The 16,573-nt window shown below is 71.5% G+C and carries 15 protein-coding genes; 6 read left to right on the top strand and 9 right to left on the bottom strand.

Translation table 11 applies throughout. The features are described 5' to 3' along the window. Nucleotides 1–2: 2 nt before the first annotated feature. The 3 genes from ASH02_RS16080 to ASH02_RS16090 are packed head-to-tail and all read right to left on the bottom strand — an operon-like array spanning nucleotide 3 to nucleotide 3,243. Nucleotides 3–1,181 carry an aminotransferase class I/II-fold pyridoxal phosphate-dependent enzyme gene (locus ASH02_RS16080; protein ID WP_057295063.1) on the bottom strand — a complete coding sequence of 393 codons (1,179 nt, stop codon included), beginning with the start codon at nucleotides 1,179–1,181 and terminating at the stop codon, nucleotides 3–5. Beyond that, nucleotides 1,178–2,197 carry a GDP-mannose 4,6-dehydratase gene (locus ASH02_RS16085; RefSeq protein WP_057295064.1) on the bottom strand — a complete coding sequence of 340 codons (1,020 nt, stop codon included), beginning with the start codon at nucleotides 2,195–2,197 and terminating at the stop codon, nucleotides 1,178–1,180. The genes ASH02_RS16080 and ASH02_RS16085 overlap by 4 nt, the downstream gene beginning before the upstream one ends. Next, entirely contained in the window at nucleotides 2,194–3,243 is a 1,050-nt protein-coding gene (locus ASH02_RS16090; RefSeq protein ID WP_057295065.1) for a nucleotidyltransferase family protein, read from the bottom strand. The genes ASH02_RS16085 and ASH02_RS16090 overlap by 4 nt, the downstream gene beginning before the upstream one ends. Nucleotides 3,244–3,367: 124 nt before the next feature. Here ASH02_RS16090 and ASH02_RS16095 point away from each other — a divergent pair, with 124 nt between their 5' ends. Then, nucleotides 3,368–4,105: an acylneuraminate cytidylyltransferase family protein gene (locus ASH02_RS16095; RefSeq protein ID WP_056688872.1), complete on the top strand. Its 738-nt coding sequence runs from the start codon at nucleotides 3,368–3,370 to the stop codon at nucleotides 4,103–4,105. Between the two features lie 10 nt (nucleotides 4,106–4,115). Here the strand turns inward: ASH02_RS16095 and ASH02_RS16100 are convergent, their stop codons facing one another. Next, nucleotides 4,116–6,206 (bottom strand): acyltransferase family protein, encoded by a 2,091-nt coding sequence (locus tag ASH02_RS16100; protein ID WP_057295066.1) that lies wholly within the window; start codon nucleotides 6,204–6,206, stop codon nucleotides 4,116–4,118. Between the two features lie 99 nt (nucleotides 6,207–6,305). On the opposite strand from ASH02_RS16100, the gene ASH02_RS16105 reads away from it, so the two are divergent. Both ASH02_RS16105 and ASH02_RS16110 read left to right on the top strand, forming a co-directional pair. Next, on the top strand, nucleotides 6,306–6,728 hold the full coding sequence (locus ASH02_RS16105) for a hypothetical protein (RefSeq protein WP_057295067.1): 423 nt from the start codon (nucleotides 6,306–6,308) through the stop codon (nucleotides 6,726–6,728). Between the two features lie 10 nt (nucleotides 6,729–6,738). Beyond that, entirely contained in the window at nucleotides 6,739–7,746 is a 1,008-nt protein-coding gene (locus ASH02_RS16110) for a hypothetical protein (RefSeq protein WP_057295068.1), read from the top strand. Nucleotides 7,747–7,767: 21 nt separating this feature from the next. Here ASH02_RS16110 and ASH02_RS16115 read toward each other — a convergent pair whose 3' ends face one another. The 3 genes from ASH02_RS16115 to ASH02_RS16125 all read right to left on the bottom strand — a co-directional run bounded on the left by ASH02_RS16115 (nucleotide 7,768) and on the right by ASH02_RS16125 (nucleotide 12,213). Next, nucleotides 7,768–8,907, bottom strand: coding sequence for a PucR family transcriptional regulator (locus tag ASH02_RS16115; RefSeq protein ID WP_057295069.1), 1,140 nt, complete (start codon nucleotides 8,905–8,907; stop codon nucleotides 7,768–7,770). Between the two features lie 80 nt (nucleotides 8,908–8,987). Then, nucleotides 8,988–10,466 carry an aldehyde dehydrogenase gene (locus tag ASH02_RS16120; RefSeq protein ID WP_056688887.1) on the bottom strand — a complete coding sequence of 493 codons (1,479 nt, stop codon included), beginning with the start codon at nucleotides 10,464–10,466 and terminating at the stop codon, nucleotides 8,988–8,990. 100 nt (nucleotides 10,467–10,566) lie between these two features. Then, nucleotides 10,567–12,213, bottom strand: coding sequence for a sigma-54-dependent Fis family transcriptional regulator (locus ASH02_RS16125; RefSeq protein ID WP_057295070.1), 1,647 nt, complete (start codon nucleotides 12,211–12,213; stop codon nucleotides 10,567–10,569). Nucleotides 12,214–12,356: 143 nt separating this feature from the next. Between ASH02_RS16125 and ASH02_RS16130 the strand changes: the two genes are divergently transcribed. Then, the gene (locus tag ASH02_RS16130) at nucleotides 12,357–13,472 is read left to right on the top strand and encodes an NDMA-dependent alcohol dehydrogenase (RefSeq protein WP_056688893.1); all 1,116 of its coding nucleotides are present in this window, start codon (nucleotides 12,357–12,359) and stop codon (nucleotides 13,470–13,472) included. A gap of 13 nt (nucleotides 13,473–13,485) precedes the next feature. After that, nucleotides 13,486–14,424: an AAA family ATPase gene (locus ASH02_RS16135; protein ID WP_235539055.1), complete on the top strand. Its 939-nt coding sequence runs from the start codon at nucleotides 13,486–13,488 to the stop codon at nucleotides 14,422–14,424. Between the two features lie 47 nt (nucleotides 14,425–14,471). Here the strand turns inward: ASH02_RS16135 and ASH02_RS26145 are convergent, their stop codons facing one another. Further along, nucleotides 14,472–14,642, bottom strand: a complete 171-nt coding sequence (locus ASH02_RS26145; protein WP_156409784.1) for a hypothetical protein — start codon at nucleotides 14,640–14,642, stop codon at nucleotides 14,472–14,474. On the opposite strand from ASH02_RS26145, the gene ASH02_RS16140 reads away from it, so the two are divergent. Then, nucleotides 14,634–15,377 (top strand): VWA domain-containing protein, encoded by a 744-nt coding sequence (locus tag ASH02_RS16140; protein ID WP_082564174.1) that lies wholly within the window; start codon nucleotides 14,634–14,636, stop codon nucleotides 15,375–15,377. The two genes, ASH02_RS26145 and ASH02_RS16140, sit on opposite strands and share 9 nt — an antisense overlap. 8 nt (nucleotides 15,378–15,385) lie before the next feature. On the opposite strand, the gene ASH02_RS16145 is transcribed toward ASH02_RS16140, so the two are convergent. Further along, nucleotides 15,386–16,525 carry a CaiB/BaiF CoA transferase family protein gene (locus ASH02_RS16145; protein WP_056688900.1) on the bottom strand — a complete coding sequence of 380 codons (1,140 nt, stop codon included), beginning with the start codon at nucleotides 16,523–16,525 and terminating at the stop codon, nucleotides 15,386–15,388. Nucleotides 16,526–16,573 lie beyond the last annotated feature (48 nt).

Here is a 16,573-nt window from a genome sequence, read left to right on the forward strand (position 1 = left end):
CCTCAGGAGCTGAAGTACGACCGCACCGCGGCCACGACGCGCGCGTGGTCGTCGGCGCTCAGGTCGGTGGAGCAGGGCAGCGACAGCCCACGGTCGAACAGGCTGGTGGCGACGTCGCCGCCGATCGTGCGCGCGCCACTGAACGGCGGCTGCTGGTGCAGCGGACGCCACAGTGCGCGGGCTCCGACACCCTCCCGCGCGAGGTGCTCGAGCAGTGCGTCGCGGCCGGGTTGGTCCGCGGCGAGGACGGAGTAGAGCCAGTACGTCGACTCGGTGCCGGCCACCCTGGGGCCCAGGGTGAGCGGGAGATCGGCGAACGCAGCGTCGTAACGTGCGGCGATGTCACGCTTGGCGGCCACGAACTCGTCGAGCCGGCGCAGCTGGGCCAGGCCGAGCGCGGCGGCGAGGTTGGTGAGCCGGTAGTTGTAGCCCACCTCGTCGTGCAGGTAGCCGACGTCGGGCACCTTGGCCTGGGTGGTCAGGTGGCGCGCGCGGCGGGCGAGCTCGTCGTCGTCGGTGACGATCATGCCGCCGCCGCCCGCGGTGACGATCTTGTTGCCGTTGAAGGAGAACGCACCCAGCAGGCCGAGGGCGCCGGTGTGGACGGCGTCTCCGTCGTCGTCGACCCATCGGGCACCGAGGCTCTCGGCGGCGTCCTCGACCAGCGCGATGCCGTGGCGTCGGGCGATCTCGGCGATGCGGTGTCCGGCGGCCGGCTGCCCGAGGACGTGGACCAGCTCGATGGCGCGCGGCATGGCCTCACCGGCCCGCGCACGGCGGTCCAGCTCCTGCTCGAGGAGCTCGGGGTCCATGTTCCAGGAGTCGGGCTCGGAGTCGACCAGCACGACGTCGGCACCCAGGTAGGCGACCGGGTTGGCCGAGCCGATGAAGGTGAAGTCGGAGACGAAGACCTCGTCGCCCGGACCGACGCCGGCCAGGCGCAGGGCCACGTGCAGCGCGGCGGTCCCGCTCGCCGTGGCCACGGCGTGCCTGGTCCCGACCAGCTCGGCGAACTCCTGCTCGAACTGGGTGACCTCGGGCCCGACGGAGGACACGAAGCCGGAGTCGATTGCCGCGAGCACGGCGTTGCGCTCGGCCTCGCCGACGTTGGGCGTGGCCAGCGGAATCGTGCCGACCGCTCCCGGCGCACCCGGGGCGCTGGGCTCCCGAGGTGCGGTCATCGGTGGTACCGGTGAGCCGTCGCGAGGTCGACGTTCTCGGCGATCCAGTCGCGGGTGAGCTCCAGGCCGGTCTCGAGGTCCACCTGCGGCGTCCAGCCGATCAGCTCCTTGGCCAGGCTCGGGTCGGAGAGCAGGATCTCGACCTCGGACCCTGCCGGGCGGACCCGTTCGTCCTCGACGACGACCTTGGCACTCGACCCGGTGATCCGCCGGGCGATGTCGACGACCTCGCCGATGGACACGGTGCGACCGGTGCCGAGCTGGACTGTGGTGCCGGGGGTGACGTCGGCGACGGCGGCGCGGGCGAACCCGAGTGCGGTGTCGGTGACGAAGGTGAAGTCGCGCTGGGGGGTGATCGAGCCGAGGCGCAGCTCTTCGGCGCCGGCCAGCAGCTGGGCCAGGACGGTCGGGATGACCGCCCGGGCCGACTGGCGGGGGCCGAAGGTGTTGAACGGCCGCAGGATCGTGACCGGGGTGTCGAAGGAGAGCGCGTAGGACTCGGCGAGCTTGTCGGCCGCGATCTTCGTGGCGGAGTACGGCGACTGCCCGCGCAGCGCGTGCTCCTCGGTGATCGGCACGGTCTGCGGCGTTCCGTAGACCTCCGAGGTGGAGGTGTGCACCAGCCGTGGGGTGCCGTGGCGGCGTACGGCCTCGAGCACGTTGAGGGTGCCGGTGACGTTGGTGTCGACGTACGACCGCGGCGCCACGTAGGAGTAGGGGATCGCGATGAGGGCGGCGAGGTGGAGCACCACGTCGACACCCTCGACGGCGGCCGAGACGTGCTCGGCGTCGCGGATGTCGCCCAGGACGAACTCCGCCTGCCCGGACTCGACCGCGGCGGCGAAGACCTTCGAGCTGTCGAGCCAGCCCAGTGACCCGAACGAGTTGTAGAGCGCGAACGCCTTCACCCGGGCACCCAGGCCGATCAGGCCCTCGACGACGTGGCTACCGATGAACCCGTCCGATCCGGTCACCAGGACGGTGCGCCCCGCGAGGGACTCGGCCAACGTGCTCATCCGGCTCCTTTCGCCCGGGCGAGGTCCGCCGGGGTTCCGACATCGATCCAGTCCGAGGAGAGTTCCCAGGCAGAGACCCGCTGACCGTCGTCGAGGCAGCGCTGGACGAGATCAGGCATGTGGCTCATCGTGTCGGGTGGGACGAGCGCGATCAAGTCAGGGTCGATGCAGTAGACCCCGGTGTTGATCGAGACCGTCAGGTCGGGCTTCTCGACGAGCTGCTGGATGCGGTGCTCGGCGTCGTGCTCGACCACCCCGAACGGCACGGTGTGGGAGTACTGACGCACGCCGACGGTGATCCGCGACTGCGACTGGGTGTGGAACCGGAGCAGCTGCTGGGCGTCGAAGTCGACCATGAGGTCGCCGTTCATCACCAGCATCGGCTCGGTGGGCCGGTCTCGGAGGAGTGCCAACGAACCACCGGTGCCCAGCGGGGTCTCGGGATCCTCCCGGAGGTAGCCGACCTCGGCGCCCAGCCGCCTGCCGTCGCCGACATGGTCGATGATCTGGTCGGCGAGGTGGTTGACGCTGACGTGGATCTTGCGGATGCCGTCGCCGACGAGCCCCAGGATGATCCAGTCGATGATCGGGCGCCCGGCGACCGTCATCAGCGGCTTCGGGACATGACGGGTGAGGTCGCCGAGCCGGGTGCCCTTGCCGCCGGCCATGATCACGGCGACGTTGGGCAGGTCGGGGGGTCCGATGACGTCGGAGAGCGCGTGGACGCCGTGCACCAGGCCGGCGGCATCGACCTCGGGGATGGCCGAGACCCGCCAGGCGTGCATCAGGTCGAGCACGTGGGCGCGCGGGGTGCCGGCGACCACCGTGTGGGGGCTGGCGGTGGCGTGGTCGATCGCCGGCGCCGTCAACGGGTGGCCCGCGATCAGCGCTCGCCGGGTGTCGCCGTCGGTCAGCACGCCCTGCAGGCGGCCGATGTCATCGACCAGGCAGCAGATGCCGAGGGCTCCCCGGTCGATGACGGCGATGGCCTCGAGCAGCGTCGACCCGACGTCCGCCCGGGGGATGCGGTCATCGGCGTGGATCATCGTGGCTTCCGTCTCGAGCGATCGGGGCGTGGGCGCCACGGGTCCGTGGCAGGGCCATCATAGGGTCGGGGTCGGACGGGTCTCGCGGCGGCGCGAACCGGTGTCCCGGAACGGAGAGTCCCAGTTGATCGAGCGCATCCTGGCCGTGGTTCCCGCACGAGGTGGGTCCCGCGGCCTGCCCGGCAAGAACCTGATGGAGCTGGGCGGCGTGCCCCTGGTCGGCCACTCGATCGCCGCGGCCCGCACGGTTCCCGCCGTACGCCGCACCCTGGTCAGCACCGACGACGAGCAGATCGCGGCGGTGTCGCGGTCCCTGGGCGCGGACGTCCCGTTCCTCCGCCCCGCCGAGCTGTCCTCCGACACGGCCCCGACCGGGCCGGTGATCGCGCACGCCCTGTCGTTCGCCGAGTCCGACGAAGGCAGGCCGTACGACGCCGTGCTCCTGCTCGAACCGACCAGCCCGCTGCGGGACCCGGCACTCCTGGCCGAGGCCGTCGACCTGCTGGGCTCGCGCCCCGAGACCGACGGGGTGGTCAGCGTGTCCGTGCCCGGGTTCGACCCGATGTCGACCGGCGTCGACGTCGACGCCTCCGGCACCCTGCGTCGGGCCTTCCCCGAGGCCGCCGGCGTGACGCGGCGACAGGACGCCGGACGCAGCTTCCTGAAGCTCAACGGCAACTTCTACCTGTGGCGCGCTGACTTCGTCCGCCGGCTGGAGCACAGCTGGCTCGACGAGGGCAGCTTCCTGGCACTCGAGATCCCCGAGTCGCAGGCGTTCAACATCGACACCGAGTACGACTTCCGGCTCGTCGAGGCCGTGGTGGGCGCCGGCCTGGCCGACCTGCTGACCACGGCCACCTGACCTGCCCGGCTCAGCGTCGGCCCAGCGCCTTGAGGAGGTACGGCGCGAGCTGCGGAGCCAGCGTGTGGGAGTACGTGTTGGTCAGGTGGTGCCCGTCGGCATAGACGACCACCCCGCCGATCGCACCCCAGCAGGTGGTCTCGTCGCACAGCGAGTCGGTCAGGTCCGCGATCGAGACGCCGCGGTCGGCGAGCTGCCGGGCGGCCGCGATGCTGGGGTCCCCCGACTCCCACACGTCCCGCGGACCCGAGCACGCCGCGGGATCGTCGTCGTGGAGGGCCAGGCAGTCGGGAATGTCGTCGATGCCGTCCTGGATCGGGATGGGGGTGTCGCGGATGACGACCACCGGCACACCGGTCGAGGTGAGCACGCCCAGGGTCTTGCGGAAACCGGCCGTGTACTTCGGGGCGCTCTCCTCGACGGAGGTCTCGTCGAGGGCGGGCCGGCCGGTGCGGTTCGTGAAGACCACGAGGTCGGGCTTGTCCTGGGCGACGGACTCGGAGACCTCCCTGGTCCAGTCGATGCAGCCGGCCGTCGAGCCCTCCGTGTCGAAGTACTGCGGCAGGTCCGCCGCGGTGCACATGCTCGCGAGGTAGGTCGTGATCCTCCAGTGGCGACGCTCCGCGATCGACTGCAGCGCGGGCAGCCACTGGCCCGCGTGGGAGTTGCCGACCAGGACGACGTCGACGGTGCCGTCGGGATCACCGAACGTGCACTCGACCACCTTGAACCTGGAGGAACCGGCGAAGCAGCTGCGGCCGTCGGGGCGCTTGTCGTAGGCGTCCGACCAGTCCTCGCTGGCCAGGAGGGGCGACGGGACCAGGTCGGTGTTGTCGTTGGGCGGGCACGACCTCGCCGGGTCGAGGGCACCCGCGCCGGCGCACGGGTCGCTGCCGTCGAGGATTGCCTCGAGCGCCGTACGGTCCTCGCGCTGCTGCGCGTTGACCGTCGCCACGAGCGAGGTGGCCAGCGCCACGACGACAGCCATCCCGACCCCACCGGACACCAGGCTCGGCACCGCCCGACGCGACCAGGTGGGCGTGCGGAAGCGGTCCTCGATGTGCACCTTGGTGAGCCCGGCGAGCACCAGCGTGGCGACCAGGATCAGGAGCGTGTCGAGCGACCCTCGTTCGGGCGACCCTGCCACCTTGCTCAGTGCGATGGGAGCGATGACGATCAGCGGCCAGTGCCAGAGGTAGACCGCGTAGGAGACGTCACCGAGCCACTGCACCCCCGGCACGTCGTACACCCGCATCCGGGAGTGGGCGGCGATGACCAGGGCCGAGCCGACCACCGGCAGGGCCGCGTGCCAGCCGGGGAAGGGTGTGCGGTCGGTGTAGAGGAACGCGGTGACGAGGATGAGGCACCAGCCGGCCACGGCGACGGCGTTGGCCCCCCGCGGGCGCTGCTCCGCCCACCGTCGGGCCGTCGGGGCGGCGAGGGCGAGCAGTCCACCGGCACCCAGCTCCCACAGCCGGGTCCAGGTGACGAAGTACGCCGCGGCCGGCTCGGAGGCGGTGAGGTGGACCGACCAGACCAGTGAGGCCACCACGACCGCGCCCAGGCCCAGCCAGTAGCCGCGCAGCCGGTGGGCGACCGGCACGAGCACGGTGAGCGCGAGGAGCAGGACGGGCCAGCCCAGGTAGAACTGCTCCTCGACGCCGAGCGACCAGAAGTGCTGGACCGGCGAGGGCTCGTTCTCCGCGGCCAGGTAGTCGACCACGTCGGCCGCCAGCTGCCAGTTCGCGTAGTAGAGCGCCGCGGCGCGTGTGTGGACGGCGGTGGTCTCCCACTGGGTCTCCGGCAGGAAGAGCCACGCCGCGCCCAGGGTCGCCGCGAGCACGGTCAGGGAGGCAGGCAGCAGCCGACGGGCCCGGCGGGCCCAGAACGCGAGCAGGTCGCGGCCTCCCCGGGGCGGTTTCTCGACCAGGTGCAGGGTGATCAGGAACCCGGAGATCACGAAGAACGTGTCGACGCCGATGAAGCCACCGGTCAGCCGGCTCGGGAACAGGTGATAGACCACGACCAGGCCGACCGCGAGCGCGCGGAGGGCCTGGATGTCGGCGCGCGCCTCGCGTCGCTTCGTCGCATGGTCAGTCATCGCGCGCCATTGTTCACCATGGCCCGCGAGCCCGGGGGCCAGTGGGCACCACCGCTAGCATGTCCGCGTGATTCCCACTCCCACCGCTTCGAGCCCGCGATGAGCGCCCACAGGCAGCAACGGCTGGCAATCCTGGTGGTCGCCGCGCTCGTCGTCGTGGTCGTCTCCGCCGTGGCCGTCGAGGCCCTGGGCGAGCTGGCCGTGGGTGCACTCCTCGGGGTCCTCGTGGTCCTCGGGATCCTCGGCCTGCTCCAGCAGATGCGCTACGCCCGCCAGTCCGCGGCCCGGTTCGCCGCCACCGAACGGGCAGTCGCCTCCGCGGACCGCCGCGTCATCAAGGTGTCGAAGAGCGTCACCGCACTGTCGAAGGACACCACCGCCCAGTCCAGGGCGGTCACCGCGCTGTCCCGCAACGTCACCACGTGGTCGAAGGACACCAGGAAGGCGGAGATCGAGACCGGGATCGCGGCCCTCAACCGGTACGTCGCCCTGGGCACCGACGACTCCGTCGACCGGACCTGAGGCCCGCTGCGTGACGCCTTCCATCCTGGCCGTGATCGGTTCGCCGTACCAGGCCCTCGGGCTGTTCGAGTACGTCCGCGAGCACGGCATCACCAAGGGCACCGTCTTCCTGCCCATGCAGGAGGAGGACCCGTCGATGCTGCGGCCGACGATGAACGTGCTGATGCACCTGCGCGGCTTCACCTTCCACCTGCGCAAGTCGACCGGGTTCCGCAAGCCCGGACCGAGCACCGGACCCGTGGCCGAGGAAATGGTCGCGATCGCCCGCAACGAGCGCACCGTCGACACGGTGGTCATCGGCGACTACCGCGACACCTCCGGGTGGCGGGTCGCGTCGCTGCTCGGGCGGACCGGCTCCGACGTCGTGGTGCTCGACGACGGCGCGTCGACACTGGCCATCGACCGGTCGCAGGGGGGCTTCGAACCCCTCGAGTGGACCGAGGCGGCCGAGCGCGACGGCTTCATGCCGCAGCCGGACGTCACGTTCTTCACCTCGATGGCCGAGTCCCTGCGCTCCGCGCCCGGGGACACCGTGCTCGCCAACGAATGGACCTGGCTCAAGTCGCGCTACCGCGACCTGCGACGGTCCTCCTCGCTCGTCCTCGTCGTGGGCCAGGGCTTCGCCCGGGTCAGGCTGATGGACGCGCCGCTCGCCCTCGAGGTGGCGCGCGAGCTCATCGACACGGCCCGCGAGCTGCACCCCGGGTGCCGGCCGCTCTACGTGGCGCACCGTGGCGAGCCGGTCGACAAGCTGGCGGCGATCAGCGAGACCTGCGACGTGGTCCGCTTCGACGTCCCCCTCGAGCTGGTCCCGGTGGAGACCCGCCTGCTGCCGGCGGGCATCGTGGGGCACTACTCGACGGCGCTGACCAGCCTGGCCGAGCTCGCGCCAGCCGACCTTCCCGTGCACGCGAAGCGCCTGCGCACCGATCAGCTGCTGATCCGGCAGGACTACGTCGCCGAGGTGTACGTCAGGCTCGCGTCCGACTACGCGGGACGCATCACGGTCATCGACTGATCGGTCACGCCGGGACCGACCTCAGCGGACCACGCGCAGGTCGATCATCAGCGCCAGCCGGACCGCCGGGTCACCGACGTCGACGCCGCAGGCCTCGCGGGCCCGGCGCAGGCGGTTGCGCACGGTGTTCGGGTGCACGGTCAGCGCCTCGGCCGCCGTGCTGATCTCGCCGGTGTCGAGGAAGGCGCGGACCGCGTCGACCAACCCGCCCTCGTGCGTGCGGTCGTGATCGGCGAGCCGGGTCAACGGGCTCGATCGCCTGTGCAGGTTGAGGAAACCCTCGAGCCGGTCGACCAGCACGTCGGCGAAGACGTCGTCGAGCGAGGCGACCACACCGACCCGCCCGCGTCGTACGAGCGCGTCGGCAACCTGGTCCGCAACCACCCGCGACTCGGGAAGGTCGGCGACCTGGCCCACCGGCGTGCCGATGCCGACCGCCAGCCGGTCGCGGGCCCCGAAGCGACGCAGGAAGTCGCCGAGGATGCGAGCGGCCGAGCCGGCCGGGAGGACACCGCGGATGCTGCGGTCCTGCGGTGCACTGAGCGCGCCGGGCGCGATGGCGGCCAGGTGCAGCGTCAAGGGTCCGGCGGCCTGGTGGAGCGCTTCGTCGTCGGCGCTCCGGATCGTCACCACCGCCCAGTCGCCGCGCATCGTGCGGTCGGCGGCCACGGCCTCGGCCTCCTCGCCCCCGCCGAGCAGCGTGTCGAGGAGCGCGACCCGCTCACGCCGGTTGCGGTCCGCCCGGGAGGCCTCGGCGCGCAGCCGGCCGGCCACGACGGGCGCGGCTGCGCGGAGGATCTCGGCCTGGGCCGCGGACGGCCCGCCGGGGATGGCCGCCCAGATCGAGCCGGCCAGCCGGCCCTCGTCGCGTACGGCGATCACGGCACGCGAGACCATGTGCTCCTCCGGGAGGTCGACGGTGATCACGTCGTCCGACGTCCGGAGCTTCTCGAAGACACCAGTGGCGGCGATCGCCTCGCGGTAGCGCACCGGCACCTGGCGGCCGAGGATCGTGCCGATCCGCGCCTCGTCGACGTCCTGGTTGCCGCCGGAGTAGGCGATCACGATGGTGTCGCGGTCCTCGATGGTGACCGGGGCCCCGAGGAGTCCCGCGAGCGAGTTGGCGAGGTCGAACAGGTCGCCGTCGACGTCGAGGGTCACGCACACTCCTTCTCCGGTGTCCCGCGAGCATACGGGCGCCCGCAGGACCCGGAGAAGGAGGCGTCGTCGCCGGCGGAGGGTCAGCCCTCGAGGTGGTCGGCGCTCGCGTAGATCGACTTGTACTCGAGGTACGGGTTGATCGCCTCGGGCCCCATCTCGCGCCCGATCCCGGAGTCCTTCATGCCGCCGAACGGCGCACCGAGGTCGAGGTTGTAGTAGTTCAGCCCGATCGTGCCGGTGCGCACCTGGCGGGCGACGTCGAGGGCGCGCCCCTCGTCGGTGCTCCAGACCGAGCCGCCCAGGCCGTAGTTGGAGTCGTTGGCGATCCGCACCGCGTCGGCGTCGTCGTCGAACGGGATCACCGCCATCACCGGGCCGAAGACCTCCTCACGGGCGAGGCGGTCGTGGTTGTCGACGTCGGCGAAGACGGTGGGCTGCACGAACCAGCCGCGGTCCTGGTCCTGCGGGCGACCACCACCGGAGACCAGGCGCGCGTTGCTGTTCTTCGCCACGTCGATGTAGCCGAGCACGCGCTCGAGGTGCTTCTCGCTGGCCATCGGGCCGATGGTGACCGACGGGTCCAGCGGGTTGCCGACGGTCTGCGAGTTCGTCCAGCCGGCCAGGGCGTCGACCACCTCGGCGTAGCGGGAACGCGGCGCGAGGATCCGCGACTGCGTCGTGCAGGTCTGGCTGTTGTTCATGAACGACGCCATCCCGATGCCGCCGAGGAAGGTGTCGACGTCGCCGTCCTCGAGGAAGATCGCCGCCGACTTGCCTCCCAGCTCCAGGGTCATCCGGCGGATGAGTCGGCCGCACTCCGCGCCGATGATCCGACCGGTCTCGGTGGAGCCGGTGAAGGCGATCTTGTCGACCAGCGGGTGCGAGACCAGCGAGGCGCCAGCCTCCCGGTCGGCCAGCACGATGTTGAGCACGCCGGGCGGGAGCCCGGCCTCCTGGGCGGCGTCCCCCATCACGTAGGAGTCGAGCGCCGTCTCGGGCGACGGCTTGAGCACGATCGTGCAGCCGGCAGCCAAGGCGGGTGCGATCTTCATCATCGCCAGCACCTGCGGGTAGTTCCACGGCGCGATCGCGCCCACCACGCCGACCGGCTCGCGTCGCACGATCGTCGAGCCCGACGCGCTGGGCCGGACCTCCTCGAGGTCCATCGTCTTGATCTGCTCGGCATACATCTGCAGCAGGCCGGCCGGGGCAGCGCCGTTGAAGGCGGTCGACAGCCCGATCGGCATGCCGTTCTCGCGGCTGACCAGGGTCGAGGTCGCCTCGGCCCGCTTCGAGAGGGCGTCGGCGAACTTGTGCATGTACGCCGCACGCTCGGCGGCCGTCGTACGACCCCAGGGGCCGTGGTCGAGCGCCTCCCGGGCGGCCTTGACCGCGCGGTCGATGTCGGCGTCCGTGCCGAGCGACGCCGTGCCGAGTGCCTCGCCGGTGGCGGCCTCCAGTGCGCGGTGGCTCTCGGAGCCGATCGGGTCGACCCACTCGCCGTTGATGAAGAAGCGGGTGCGGTCGAGATCGGTCTCGACGTCTGCGATGACGGTCATGGCACTCCTCGGGAGGGACAGGGGATGTCGGGCTCCCAGCCTGACCACGGATCGACACGTCAGATGTTCAGTCTCTGGACAGGTGTCGGCGACCCAGGGTTCAGTATTGCTCGATGCGCAGCTGCCGGATCCTGGCGTAGAGCGTCGTCCGCGAGACGCCGAGCTCTCGCGCGGCCTGCACCTTGTTCCCGCCGGCCGCGCGCAGTGCGACGACGATGGCGTCGCGTTCGGCGCGGTCGAGGGCGGTGAGCTGCCGGGCGGGGGTGGTCAGGCGGTAGCCCTCGGGCAGGTCGGTCAGGGCGATCCCTCCGCACGACCGGCGCGAGACCGCGTGACCGATCACCGCCTTCAGCTCACGCAGGTTGCCGGGCCAGTCGTGCGCGGCCAGCGCGTGCAGGGCCCCGGGTGTCAGGTGCACCGAGTCGTTGGCGGCCACGTCGCGAATCATCGAGGTGGCCAGGTCCGGGATCTCGTTGCGTCGTGACCCCAGCGGGGCCAGCTCCTCGCGCACGGTCGCGGTGCCGGCCAGGGTGACGGCCCGTCCGGTCAACGAGTCGACAGGACCACTGGTCAGGATCACCTGCGGCCGGGGCCTCCGGTCGACCCCTTCGATCACGAGGTCGAGGAGCTCGTCGCTGAGCAGGTCGATCCCGTCGACGACGACCGACCCCACGGTGCGCTTCATCGCACTCTCGAAGTCCCTCGCCCACGCGACCTCGCCCTCGAGGAGGGCGGTCGCTGCACGGAGCACCTTCGTCGGCAGGGCGGCGAGCGCGCGGGCCCGGGTCGACCGGCCGCTGCCGGGCGGGCCCGAGACCAGGGTCGGAGCGGAGGCCCGCGGATGGCCGGAGGACGAGATGGCCGCCGGGGTCAGGTGCGGCCCCGTCGCGTGCTCGACCACCTTGAGCAGCACGCCGCGTCGGGCACCCGGCACCGGGGTGACCGTCACGTCCGCGGAGCGGCCCGTCTCGAGGGTGAGGCGCAGGGCGCTGCCACCCCGAGTCGGCGGATCTTCCGCGAGCACCCGCAGCAGCGCGATGTCGGAGGGACTGAGCAGGTCCGAGGCGGCCTGGTTGCTCATCACCACGTCCTCGCCGATGGCCAGGACTGCGCCACGGCAGTGCCCCGAGGCCTCCTGGAAGGCAGCCAGCAGGCTCTTCTCCGAGATGCGGCTGCCACCGAGGAGGCGTTGCTCGATGTCGTGCACCGCGCGGGCGATGATCGGCGGGAGCAGTGGGCTGGCGGTCGCGACCAGGGCGGAGATGTCGAGGACGCCCTCGATCCGGCGGGTCAGCGGGTGCCGGATCGGGTGCCCGTAGCAGCTGAACCGTCGCAGGGTCTCCACGAAGTGCTCCGACCCGTGGATCAGGACCGGGTGGCGGGTCTCGAAGACCGTGCCGAGGGCGTTGGTCCCGATGGTGTCCTCGAGCATGCTGGCACCCTCACGGATGTTGAGGGCGTCGAGGCTGTCCCGCGTGCGTGCGTCGTCGTCCCAGCGCCTCACGATGCGGCACTCGCGGTCTCCAAGGATCGTCGAGAAGCCAGTGCCAGTCAGGCTGGTCTCCAGCTGGTCGAGCACCGGGCCGGCGCCCACCAGGAGCGAGCTGTTGTGGTCGATGTCGCGCGGGACGAGGCGGACGAAGGGGCCGGTGTGCTCGACCCCGGCCAGGCTGGCCCGGCGCCAGGAGGCGGCGATGTCCGGGCGGGCGCCGGGAACCTCGTCGTACGTCGTTGCGCTCTGCGACATCGTGTCGTGCCCTTCCAGGATCTGTGACTTCCGTCACGACATCATGCGCCGGTTGGAGAAGGGTTGGCTGTCCAGTTCTTGAACACCCGGCCGCGGCGACGGGTGCGACGGTGAGAGGACCACCCAGCCCCGAGGAGAAACCCATGAAGACCCAGGCCGCAGTCGTCATCGAAGCCGGCAAGCCGATCGAGATCGAGGAGCTGACCCTCGACAAGCCGCGCGAGGGCGAGGTGCTGATCCAGTACACGCACGCCGGCCTGTGCCACTCCGACGTACACGTCGCGCACGGCGACCTCGAGGCCCGGCTGCCGATGGTGCTCGGGCACGAGGGCGCCGGGATCATCCAGGAGGTCGGCCCCGGCGTGACCCGCGTGAAGGTGGGCGACCACGTGGTCTGCTCCTTCATCCCGAACTGCGGCAGCTGCCGCTACTGCGCCAACGGCCAGCAGTCCATCTGCGACATGGGCGCGACGATCCTCGAGGGCTACCTGCCCGGCGAGCGTTTCCCGATCACCGGCCCCCGCGGTGAGTACGGCGCGATGTGCATGCTCGGCACGTTCAGCCAGTACGGCGTCATCCACCAGAACTCGTGCGTCAAGGTCGACGACGACCTGCCGCTCGAGAAGGCGGTTCTCGTCGGGTGCGGCGTACCCACGGGCTGGGGTGCCGCGGTGAACACGGCGAACGTGAAGGCCGGCGAGACCGTCCTTGTCGTCGGTGTCGGCGGCATCGGCATCAACGCCGTCCAGGGCGCGCGTCTCGCCGGAGCGAAGAACATCATCGCCATCGACCCGCTGGAGAACAAGCGCGAGAAGGCGATGGAGCTCGGCGCCACGCACAGCTTCGCGAGCACCGACGAGGCCATGGAGGCGCTGACCGACATGACCCGTGGCCAGATGGCCGACTCGGCCATCCTCACGCCCGGCCTGATGACCTCCGAGATCGTGGCCGGTGGCTTCAACGCGGTCGGCAAGGGTGGCGTGGTGGTGCTCACCGGCCTCAACAAGCTCGAGGAGCAGACCATCGAGCTGCCCGGCTCGATCATGACGCTCTTCCGCAAGTCGCTGAAGGGCAGCCTGTTCGGCGACTGCAACCCGACGACCGACATCCCCAGGATCCTCGGGCTCTACCAGAGCGGTGACATCAAGCTCGACGAGATCATCACCCGCACCTACACGCTCGACCAGGTCAATGAGGGGTACGACGACCTGCTCGCCGGCAAGAACGTCCGCGGTGTCGTCGTCCACAGCCACGACTGAGGTGGCGCTTCCCGTGACACACACGTCCTCCGTGGGCCCGGTCGCCGATGCCGGACCCACGGAGGTCATCGAGCGCGCCGCCGAGGCGGAGCTGCTCGAGGCGGCCCTGCTCAGCGGCGCCCACGTGCTGCTCGAGGGGCCGCCGGGGACCGGCAAGTCGACCCTGCTGCGGCAGGTCGCGACCGGGCGCCGGATCGCCTTCGTGATGGTCGAGGGCAACGCCGAGCTCACCCCGGCGCGCCTGATCGGACACTTCGACCCGGCGTTGGTGCTGACCAAGGGCTACGTGCCGGACATCTTCGCCGACGGGCCGCTGCTCGAGGCGATGCGCACGGGCGGGCTGCTCTACGTCGAGGAGCTCAACCGGATCCCGGAGGAGACCCTCAACGTCCTGCTGACCGCGATGTCCGAGCTCGAGATCACCGTGCCCCGCCTGGGTCGGGTCGCGGCGGCGCCGGGCTTCGCCCTCGTCGCGGCGATGAACCCGTTCGACGCGGTCGGTACGGCGCGGGTCTCGGGCGCGCTCTACGACCGCACCTGCCGCATCTCGATGGACTACCAGACCGCCGAGGCCGAGCAGGAGATCGTCGGCCTGCGCACCCGCGACATCGACCCGACCTGGCGCGCCCGGGTCGTCGAGCTGGTCCGCAGCACGCGCGACCACGACGACATCCGCTTCGGGTCGTCGGTGCGCGGCGCGATCGACGTCGCCCGCCTGTCCGTCGAGCTGGCCCGCTTGCGCGGCACCACCACCGACGACTGGCACGTCGGGCTGGCCGCCGCCAAGGCCGCGCTGTCCGGACGGATCCGACTGCACGACGGCTGCGACCGCACGCCCGAGCAGGTCGTCACCGCGTTGTACGTCGCGGTCTTCGGTGCGGAACCGAGCGAGTCGGACCGCGACCCGGCCTCCGACTCCGACGCGTCCCCGGGGTCGCCGGGGGAACCCTGAGCCCGCCGCCGTCGGCGGGCTCACCCCCAGCGTCCAGCACCCCGGAGTCACGTCAGCGCAAGTCGGCGCCGCGCACGACCGGGCGGGCCGAGCTCGACAAGTTCCCGACGTTCGCCGAGCTCTCCCCCGAGGTCGGTGAGCTCGACCTCGAGGCGCTCGACGACGCCCTGCGCAACGACCCGGACGACACCCTGACGCTGCTGGTCGAGATGTCGCACGCCACGGACGAGGGCCTGCGGGCCGCCGTACGCCGCCTGGCACCGCGGCTGATCCTCGACCAGACCCGTCGCGGCATCCCGCGCAACCGCGGGGTCTCGAGACCTCGCACGGTGCCGGCCCATCGCAGTGGCGACCTCGACATCGAGCGTTCGATGGATGCGATCGTCGGGGCCCGCGCGGAGGCGCGGATGCCCTCGCTCGAGGAGATGTCGGCGGTGGACTGGGCGCGACCGGAGCTGGCCCTGTGCCTGGTGATCGACCACTCGGGATCGATGAACGGTGCCCGGCTGACCACGGCCGCGGTGGCCGGTGCCGCGTGCCTGACGTTCGCCCCCGAGGAGCATGCCGTCCTGGCGTTCGCGGCCAGGACCACCGCACTGAAGCGGATCGCGGATGCCAGCACGCCGACCCGGACCGTCGAGCGGATCCTCGCCCTGCGCGGCCACGGCACGACCGCCCTGGCCGACGCGCTGCGTGAGGCACAGGTGCAGCTGGCCGGCGCCCGGGCCCGGCGTCGGGTGGTGCTCCTGCTCTCCGACTGCCGCGACACCGACGACGCCGACGTCACCCGGGTCGCCCGGGGCCTCGACGAGCTGGTGATCCTGGCCCCGGCGGACGACGATGACGAGGCCCAGCGGCTGGCCCGTGACAGTGGCGCCCGGGTCGCGGCGATCGGCTCGGTGCTCGACGTACCCGCCGCACTGAACCGTCTGATCGCCGACGACCGGGCCTGATCGGCTGCCTACTCCCCCGGCGCCACCGGGAGGACGGGTGGCGCGACGCGGTACGTCGCGGGCGTCCGTGACATCCGGATCGGGTGCGCCACCTGACGGACGGGACTGCTCCGCCCCGGGCCGCCGACCTCCACGACCGGGTCGAGACCCAGCGACTCGGCCAGCGCCACCGCCTGGGCGAGGTCGTTGATCGGCCCGCACGGAACCCCGCACGCGGACAGGGTGGCGAACCAGTGGTCGGCGGACTCCTCGCGCAACCGGTCCTCGAGCTCGGCGACGAGCACGTCACGGTGCGCCACCCGCGCGGAGTTGGTCGCGAAGCGCGGGTCCTCGGCCAGGGCGTCACGCTCCAGCGCGACGGCCAGGTTGCGGAACAGCTTGTCGTTGGCGGCCGCGACGGCCAGCGGACGGTCGGCCGTGGCGAACACTTCGTACGGCGCGATGCTCGGATGCTTGTTGCCCATCGCCTTCGGCACAGCCCCGGTCGTGACGTGTGCCGAGGCCTGGTTGGTCAGCGCGGAGAGCAACGAGGACAGCAGGTTCACCTCGACCCGCTGCCCGACACCGGAGCCGGCCCGGTGCACGAGGGCGGCCTGGATCCCGATCGTGGCGTGCAGCCCGGTGATCACGTCGACCAGTGCGACACCGGCCTTCATCGGTCCGGAGTCCGCGTCACCGGTCAAGCTCATCAGCCCACCGACGGCCTGGACCACGAGGTCGTAGCCGGGCAGGTCGGCGCCCGCGCCCGAGCCGAACCCGGTCACCGAGCAGTAGACGAGCCCGGGGTGCTCTGCCGCCAGGTCGTCGTACCCGAGGCCGAACTTCTCCATCGTGCCCGTCCGGAAGTTCTCGATCAGGACGTCGCAGGAGGCCACCAGGTCCCGCGCCTGTCCCTGCCCTTCCTCGGTGCGCAGGTCGATCACCACGGTGTCCTTGTTGCGGTTCACCGACAGGAAGTACGTCGACTCGCCCTCGTGCCACGGCGGCCCCCAGGCCCGGGTCTCGTCGCCGCCGTCGGGCCGCTCGACCTTGATCACCTCGGCGCCGAGGTCCGCGAGCAGCATGGTGGCGTACGGCGCGGCGAGCACCCTGCTGAAGTCGGCGATGCGCACGCCCGCCAGGGCTCCGGCGGAGTCCTGATCGGTCACCGGTAGGCCGACTCGCCGGTGACGGCCTGGCCGATGATCAACTGGTGC

The sequence above is a fragment of the Nocardioides sp. Soil796 genome (genome assembly GCF_001429525.1).
GTDB lineage: Bacteria > Actinomycetota > Actinomycetes > Propionibacteriales > Nocardioidaceae > Nocardioides.